Origin of the sequence: Mesorhizobium sp. M7D.F.Ca.US.004.03.1.1, from assembly GCF_003998635.1 — a bacterium.
Classification (GTDB): domain Bacteria; phylum Pseudomonadota; class Alphaproteobacteria; order Rhizobiales; family Rhizobiaceae; genus Mesorhizobium; species Mesorhizobium loti.
The window spans coordinates 1-7,937 of the sequence record NZ_RZQG01000196.1 but is presented as its reverse complement, the minus strand read 5'-3'; the positions used below and the strand labels follow the sequence as shown (position 1 = coordinate 7,937).

Below are 7,937 nucleotides of genomic sequence, written 5' to 3'. Positions count from 1 at the left end.
GTCCTGCATCGGCCCGTCGGCGGGGTTGTCGATGGTGGAGAGGCCGAGATAGTCGCGCATCTTGGCGTCCCAGGCTTCGGGCAGGTCGGCCACTTCAAGCCTGCCCGCGACGAGTTCCTGCTCCAGTTCGTAGCGCAAGATGACATGCAGGGGATAGGTCACCTCGTCGGCATCGACGCGGATCAGGCCGCGCTCGACGCGATGCACATGCGGCAGGATGTCGTCGAGCGACCAGGCTTCGCCAAGATGCTTTTCGACCACCGGCAGCGCCCAGCGCCAGAAGGCCGGGTTGCGGCCGAGTTGCTTTTCGACGAACAGGCTCTGGCTTTCATGCACGGCCATGCCGCGCGCCTTGCCGAGCGGCCAGTGCGACCATGCCTTGGGCAGGTTCTGTTCGTAAAGCGCATGGCCAGTCTCGTGCAGCACGCCCATCAGCGCCGACAGGAAATCGGAGGTCTTGTAGCGGGTGGTGATGCGCACGTCGCTCGGCACGCCGCCGCAGAAAGGGTGGTGCGACACCGACAGCGACCCGTGCGTCAGGTCGAAGCCGACCGCCGCCATCATGGCGAGGCCGAGTTCCCGCTGCCGGTCGATCGCATAGGTGCCTGAGAGCGGCTTCAACGGGCGCTTGCGCAGCCGTGCTTCCTGGATCGCCAGCGCCTCCGGCACAAAGCTTTTCAGGAAAGCCTTCAGGTCGGTGAAAACAGGCGTGATGTCGGCGGTGCGGTTGCCAGGATCGTATTGCTCCATCAGCGCGTCATAGGGGGCGAGGCCGAGCACGTCGGCACGCAGCGCCGCCTCCTCGCGCACCAGCGCCACCACGCCCTCCAGCGCCGGCTGGAAGCCCGCCCAGTCGTTTTTGGCGCGCAAGTCGCGCCACAGCTGCTCGCAACGCATGCGCGCGGTTGTCTGGCGTTCGACGAATTCGACCGGCAGGCAGGTCAGGTTGGTGTATTGCCGCCGCAGTTCCGAGACGGCGGCGCGCTGCTCTTCACCCAACGCTTCCTGTTCGGCCGCGGCGATCCAGTCCGCTATCTCCGGCGCCGTTGCCCTGGTGTGATACATGCCGGCCAGTGCCGACATCGCCTCGGCACGCTTCTCGCCACCGCCGACGGCCATGTAGGTGGCCTCGTCGGCGCCGAGGATAGCCAGCGCATGCTCAAGCGCTTCGAGCTTGTTGCCGAGGTCATCGAGTTTCTGAAAGGACATGGCGGCTTCCGTGATTGGGGACGGCGCGAAAAGATACCAACGCAAAGGCGTTTGCAACCCTCAGGCACGTCCGGCAAATGCACCTTGCGCGGACGACGCCGCGTATGAAATGCTGCCGGGGGCCAATGAAGGGGAACAACATGGTCGGCAACATCCTGGTCGGGCTGGTGGCCTTGATCCATGTCTACATCGTCTATCTCGAGATGGTGCTGTGGGACACGCCGCGTGGGCACAAGGCTTTTAATCTGACCCCCGAATTCGCCAGCGCCTCGAAGGTGCTGGCCGCCAATCAGGGGCTCTACAACGGTTTTCTTGCCGCCGGCCTCATCTGGGGACTTTACCTCGGTGCGGCCGGTTTTCAGGTCAAGGCGTTTTTCCTGCTGTGTGTGGCTGTTGCCGGCCTCTATGGCGCGGCCACGGTTGGCCGCAAGATCCTGTTCATCCAGACCTTGCCGGCGGTGATTGCCCTGATCGCGGTCTGGCTGGGCTGGTAAAAAGGACGCCCGCGGGATTGGCTCCCGAAGGCGTCAGGTGGTCCCTTCCTCTTGGACCGTTTCAGCCGCTATGGCCTCAGCCGTTCGGGTAGCTTCCGCCGTCGGCGCCATCGCCCATGAGGAAACCGCTGCCGGTATCGACCCTCAGCCGCTGGTCGACATTGTCGAGACGGCGCAGCAGGTCATGGTATTGCGCGGCCGGTATCCTGCCGTGATCGGACGCCGCTATCTTCTCGGCCGCCTGGCTGATGCGGACGGTACGCATTTCCAGGCGCTCCGCCACGGCCGGCGTAATGTTGTTGGCCTGCCTCGCGTCCAGGATGCCCTGACGGACGCCTTCAACCTGTTGGATGAGACCTTCGACGCGCGGGCCGGTAAAATCGGTCGGATCGCTCGCGTCGAGAGCGCCCTTGTGATGGCCCGCGGCATAGGCGCCGGCAAGCGGAACGGCGATGAGGAACGCCGTGAGCGTTGCAGTTCTGAGCGAGGTCTTGGGAGTGAAAGAGCGCATCACGCGTCTCCTCTTGTAGAGGAAGGCAGCGGTCGTTCCGCCTGCCTTCCGGCCGTGGGCCGTCGGGTTCCGTCGTGTCGCGACGAGGGGGATTCATCGCCGGCGGTTCTCGGCCCAGGCGGGAAGCTAGGACCGCCCTGCGACAATGTGTAATTAAAAAAAGATAATGTTTTCAGGCCTTGCCGGCCTTGATCTGCGCCCTAGAGTTGAGCCGACGAACAAATTCGCGTGAGTTCGCGCGATGATGGATCAACGTTCGGTGAGCTTCAGTTCAATACGGCGGTTCTTGTTGCGTGCCTCTTCGGTGTCGGCGGGATCGAGCGGCTGGAACTCGCCGAAACCGGCGGCGACCAGGCGGTTGGCCGGTACGCCGTTCTCGATCAGGAATTTCACCACCGAGGTCGAGCGCGCCGTCGACAGCTCCCAGTTGTCGCGGTAGCGGCCGGTGCCGGAGAGCGGCTTGTTGTCGGTATGGCCGTCGACGCGCAGCACCCAGTTGATCTCGGGCGGGATTTCCTTCTGCAGCTCGATGATGGCGTCGGCGAGTTTCTTCATCTCGACCTTGCCGGCATCGTTGATCACCTCGGAGCCGGTCGGGAACAGCACTTCCGACTGGAAGACGAAGCGGTCGCCGACGATGCGGATGTTTTCGCGGTCGGCGAGGATTTCGCGCAAGCGGCCGAAGAAGTCGGAGCGGTAGCGGTTCAATTCCTGGACGCGCTGCGCAAGTGCGACGTTCAGGCGGCGTCCGAGATCGGCGATCTTGGTGTTGGAATCGCGGTCACGGGTTTCGGAGACGTTGAGCGCATCCTCAAGCGCGCCGATCTGCTTGCGCAGTGCCGCGATCTGCTGGTTGAGGATCTCGACCTGGCTCAGCGCCTGCTGGCTGATCTGGCGCTGGCTGTCGAGTTCGCCGCCGAGCGCCGCGGCGCGCTGATTGGCGGCGTCGCCGGCGCCGGCACCTTGCGCCAGCAATTGTTCGAGCCGGCTCTTCTCCGCTTCGGCGGCCGACAGGGACGCCTGCAGATTGGCCAGCGAATCATCCTTGTCCTGCGCCGTCGAACGCTCCAGCGCCAGAAGCTGGGTCAGCTCGTTGATCTGCGAGTTGAGGCGCGAGAGCGCCGTATCCTTGCCGGAGATTTCGCGGCCGAGCAGGAACTGCGCCAGCACGAAGACCGTGAGCAGGAACATGATCGCCAAAAGCAGCGTCGACAGCGCGTCAACGAAACCCGGCCAGTAGTCGATGCGGCGATCGGTGCGCCGGCCCCTGGCGAGTGCCATGCTAGTGGACCCCAGGCTTCTTCAGGGCGTCGGCGATCTTCTCCAGCGTGTTGCGCATCGCCTTCTGCTCGTCGGACTGGGCCTCGACCCAGTCGCGCATGATCTGCTGTTCCGAGCGCATGTTCTTGACCAGGCCGGAAATGCCGTCGGCGAGATTGGCCATGGCGGTGGCGACGCGCGGATTGGAGCCGCCGCCATTCTCCTGCATGCTGCGCAGCCGTTCCGACAGTAGGCGAATCTCGTCGGAAGGCTCGGTCTTGGCCGGATCGGCAACGACGATGTCGGACGAGAGATCGGTGACCGAGGACAGCCAGTTCTCAAGCTCGGTGTAGAAGCGCGTCTGGGCGCGGCCGGCCTGCAGGTCGAGAAAGCCGAGCACCAGCGAGCCGGACAGGCCGAACAGCGAGGACGAGAAGGCCGTGCCCATGCCGGCGAGCGGCGCCGAAAGCCCCTGCTTCAGCGAATCGAGCACCGCGGCGGCGTCACCCGTGCCGGGATCGAGCGATTCGATGGTCTCGCGGATCGAGCCGATGGTGTTCAACAGGCCCCAGAAGGTGCCAAGCAGGCCGAGAAACACCAGCAGGCCGACGAGATAACGCGAGGTGTCGCGGCTTTCGTCGAGGCGGGTGGCGATGGAATCGAGCATGGTGCGCATGGAACTGGTCGAGAAGGCCGTCGCCGAGGAGCGGCCGATCATCGCCTTCATCGGCGCCAGCAGCACCGGTTCGGTGGTCTCCGACCCGGCACGGAAGGAGTTGACCCAGCGCACTTCGCGAAACAGCCGCCCGACCTGGGCGAAGGCCAGCAGGATGCCGACCACCAGAACGCCGACGATCAGGCCGTTGAGGCCGGGATTGCTGCCAAAGGCGGTCGAGATCTGGCGGGTCAGGATGGCGGCGATGAAGGCGACGATGACCAGGAAGATCACCATGGTCAGCAGAAAGACCTGCGGGCTCGACAGTTTGTGCGGATCGTAGATCAGGACATCAGAACGTCTGCCCATGCCGAAGGATTTGAGAAAAGCCATCCGTGCCCCGTTTCCGATGCCGCCGCCGATCACGTAAACCGCGACTCTAAACGGAATTGTGACCAAATTGAATGGCGCTTGGCAATATTGCCGCGTCGATAGTCTGTGTCAGAGGCGATTGATGACCAGACAGTCGACCATGGCGGCCAGATGCAGGCCTGCGCCGGTGACGACGAAACCGTGCCACAGCGCATTGTGGAAGCGCAGCCCCTTCCAGGCGAAGAAGATGACGCCGCAGGAGTAGACGATGCCGCCGGCGACGATGAGCGCGATCGATGTCGTCGGCAGCGTCTGGACAAGCGGCTTGACCAGGATGATGCCGCTCCAGCCGATGGCGAGATAGAACACGATGGCCAGCCGGTCGAAACGGCCAGGGAAAAACACCTTGATGGCGATGCCAAGCGCTGCCGCGGTCCAGACGAGGGCGATCATCCAGCGCGCCAGCGGCGAACCTTCGAGCTGGGCCAGGAAAGGCGTGTAGGTCGCGGCGATCAGCAGATAGATCGCGGCGTGGTCGAAACGCCGCAAGACCCACTTCGCCGGCGACGACACCGGCCACAGATTGTAGGTCATCGACACTGACAACACGGTGAGTAGCGAAACCACGTAGAAGGCGGCGGCGATGTATTCGCCCGGTCCGACACGAAAGGCCGCCAGCGCCAGCAGTGCGGAACCGGCCGAGATCGCCAGCACGATGCCGACCGCGTGGACGATGCCATCGGCGATCATCTCGGCGCGCGAATAGTGCCAGCGTCCGATGAACGGGATGTCGGGGATGGGCTTGATGTCGTTCACTGCCGGGTTTCCTGCGCCGCGCACTCAATTTGGGCGCTCGCCGGGCAGTATTTCAAGCTTCCGTTGCGCTTTTGCGACTGCGGCGCATCAGCGCGGCGGTCAGCGCGGCTTGCCTGTCAACGAGAGGGGAGCGGCTTCTTTACGGCCTTCAGCAACGCGCGTTGAATGACCTCGTTGCCGGCGACAACCGAGCCGTTGTCGAGCATGTCCTGGCCGCCATCCATGTCGGAGACGAAGCCGCCCGCTTCGCGGATCAAAAGCAGCCCGGCGGCGATGTCCCAGGCCGACAGGCCGGTTTCCCAGAAGCCATCCATGCGGCCGGCGGCGACATAGGCGAGATCGAGCGAGGCGGAGCCGAGGCGGCGGACGCCGGAAACCTCGGCCATGACATTGCGCAGCTCGACGAGGAAATTGCCGTGGTGGCCGCGTCCGAGATGCGGCATGCCGCAGCCGATCACCGTGTCGACCAGCTTGATGCGGCCGGCGACGCGCAAGCGGCGGTCGTTCATGAAGGCGCCGCCGCCGCGTTCGCAGGTGTAGAGCTCGTCCATCGCCGGATTGTAGATGACGCCGGCAACGATCTGCCCCTGGCGTTCCAGCGCGATCGAAACGGCAAAGAGCGGGATGCCGTGCAGGAAATTGGTGGTGCCGTCGAGCGGGTCGACGATCCAGCGATGCTGGCCGTCGTCACCTTCGACCGCGCCGCGCTCTTCCATCAGGAAGGCGTAGCCCGGCCGTGCCTTGGACAGCTCGGCAAAGACGATGTCCTCGGCCTTGCGGTCGGCCTGGCTGACATAGTCGCCTGGGCCCTTCATCGAGACCTGCAGGTTCTGCACCTCGCCGAAGTCGCGCGACAGCGAGCGGCCGGCTTTCATTGCGGCCTGGACCATGACGTTGAGGAGGGCTGAGCGTGCCATAGTGGTTCTTCCTGGTGCTGCACTTAAGCTCTGGCTTGATGCATGTCGGTGACCCAAAACCGGGGCCACTTTTGGGCGACATGCATCAGTCGGCGCGGCGCACGTAAGTGATTTCGTTGGTGTCGACGATGATGCGCTCGCCGGCGCCGATGAATGGCGGCACCAGCACGCGGATGCCGTTTTCCAGGATCGCCGGCTTGTAGGACGAGGCTGCCGTCTGGCCCTTCACCACCGGGTCCGCCTCGGTGATGGTCAGCGTCACATAGTCGGGCAGTGAAATGCCGATCGGCCTCTCTTCGTAGAGCTGGACCGTCACCATCATGCCGTCCTGCAGGAACGCAGCACGATCGCCGACGAAGTCCTTGTTCAATTCGAGCTGCTCGTAGCTCTGGGTGTCCATGAACACCAGCGCGTCTTCCTGCGCATAGAGGAAGGAAAAGTCCTTCAGGTCGAGCCGGATCTGTTCGACCGTCTCGGCCGAGCGGAAGCGCTCGTTGAGCTTGGTGCCGTTGATGAGGTTCTTCAGTTCGACCTGATTGTAGGCGCCGCCCTTGCCGGGCTTGACGGTGTTGGTCCTGACCGCCACCCAAAGGCCGCCATCATGCTCGATGACATAGCCGGGACGGATTTCGTTGCCATTGATCTTGGCCATGATGAGGTGATCCGGAATGGATACCAACGGTCTGGCCGTTGGTACGGGGTGTTCGCTGGTAAAGCGATTTCGGGCTCCCAAGACCACAAATCGTCAGAAGAGGCAAGGGAGCGCCAAGTTGGCGCTGAGCCGGAGAGGCCGTTACGGCAGGCGGTTTGCCTTCTGCAGGGCCTGCTTGGTTTCGTCGTCGCTCAGCCCCTGCAGGAAGTCGTCCATCTGCGGATCGATGAGGCCGGCGCGGCGGGCGACGATGTACCAGGCGCCGGCGAGGACCAGATCCGGATCGGTGCCGATGCCCTGCATATAGAGTTTTGCGAGGCGGTTCTGGGCGGCGACATTGCCGCCCTCCGCCGCCTGCTTCATCCAGCCGAAGGCGGATTTCAGGTCGCGCGCACCGCCACGGCCTTCGATCATCCAGGCGGCGAGATCGATCTGTGCGGTGTCGTAATTCTGCCTTGCTGCCTGCGCCAGCAGGCGCCTTGCCTGCACATCGTCACGCGGCTTGCCGCCGACGCCATTGGCGTAGATCTGCGACATCGCATATTGCGCGTCGGCGAGGCCGGTCGCGGCGGCGCGCTCATAATAGGAAACCGCCTTGGCTATGCCGGCGTCGCCGGGGTCCTGCTCGACCAGCATCTGCGCGAAATTGAACTGCGCCAGCCGGTTGCCGGCTTCGGCGGCGGCCTGCATCAACGCATAGGCCCCTTTTTCGTCCTTCTTGACGTAGCGGCCGTCGAGCAGCATCAGCGCATACTGGAATTGTGATTCCGGCACGCCCTGTTCGGCGGCCAGCGCATACCATTTCGCCGCTTCCGCCGAATTGAGCGGCACACCGAGCCCGCGCGACAGAATCTCGGCCACCAGCGTCTGCGCCGCCGGGTCGCCGTTTTGCGCCCGGACTAGCGCGAGATTGTAGGCCGTCTTGTAGAGACCGCGCTGGAAGGCGCCATAGGCGGCGTCCGCCGGCTTGGCGCCGAAGCGGTCGGGGTTGATGGTGTCGGCCGACGGCAGCGGCGCGGGCTCGGCTGTGGTGGCGGGTTGCGGCAGCGGC

Annotated in this window: 9 protein-coding genes; 1 reads left to right on the top strand and 8 read right to left on the bottom strand. The window is 64.2% G+C overall.

What is annotated here, in order from left to right; all coding sequences use genetic code 11:
- Positions 1-1,209 (bottom strand): carboxypeptidase M32 (locus EN935_RS13740; protein ID WP_127373377.1); only part of this gene is annotated, 1,209 nt, incomplete at its 3' end.
- Positions 1,210-1,349: 140 nt separating this feature from the next.
- Here EN935_RS13740 and EN935_RS13735 point away from each other — a divergent pair.
- On the top strand, positions 1,350-1,703 hold the full coding sequence (locus EN935_RS13735; RefSeq protein WP_127265267.1) for a DUF1304 domain-containing protein: 354 nt from the start codon (positions 1,350-1,352) through the stop codon (positions 1,701-1,703).
- Positions 1,704-1,779: 76 nt separating this feature from the next.
- Here the strand turns inward: EN935_RS13735 and EN935_RS13730 are convergent, their stop codons facing one another.
- The 7 genes from EN935_RS13730 to EN935_RS13700 form a co-directional block, all read right to left on the bottom strand.
- Entirely contained in the window at positions 1,780-2,214 is a 435-nt protein-coding gene (locus EN935_RS13730; RefSeq protein ID WP_109664715.1) for a hypothetical protein, read from the bottom strand.
- 249 nt (positions 2,215-2,463) lie between these two features.
- On the bottom strand, positions 2,464-3,495 hold the full coding sequence (locus EN935_RS13725) for a peptidoglycan -binding protein (protein WP_109664719.1): 1,032 nt from the start codon (positions 3,493-3,495) through the stop codon (positions 2,464-2,466).
- A gap of 1 nt (position 3,496) precedes the next feature.
- Positions 3,497-4,522 (bottom strand): MotA/TolQ/ExbB proton channel family protein, encoded by a 1,026-nt coding sequence (locus tag EN935_RS13720; protein ID WP_109665439.1) that lies wholly within the window; start codon positions 4,520-4,522, stop codon positions 3,497-3,499.
- 108 nt (positions 4,523-4,630) lie between these two features.
- Positions 4,631-5,317 (bottom strand): hemolysin III family protein, encoded by a 687-nt coding sequence (locus EN935_RS13715; RefSeq protein ID WP_164757827.1) that lies wholly within the window; start codon positions 5,315-5,317, stop codon positions 4,631-4,633.
- Positions 5,318-5,433: 116 nt separating this feature from the next.
- Positions 5,434-6,234 (bottom strand): inositol monophosphatase family protein, encoded by an 801-nt coding sequence (locus tag EN935_RS13710; RefSeq protein ID WP_109664729.1) that lies wholly within the window; start codon positions 6,232-6,234, stop codon positions 5,434-5,436.
- A gap of 85 nt (positions 6,235-6,319) precedes the next feature.
- On the bottom strand, positions 6,320-6,886 hold the full coding sequence (gene efp, locus EN935_RS13705) for an elongation factor P (RefSeq protein WP_013529127.1): 567 nt from the start codon (positions 6,884-6,886) through the stop codon (positions 6,320-6,322).
- A 141-nt stretch (positions 6,887-7,027) separates the two neighbouring features.
- Positions 7,028-7,937: tetratricopeptide repeat protein (locus EN935_RS13700; protein WP_164771119.1), on the bottom strand; the 910-nt coding region annotated here is incomplete at its 5' end.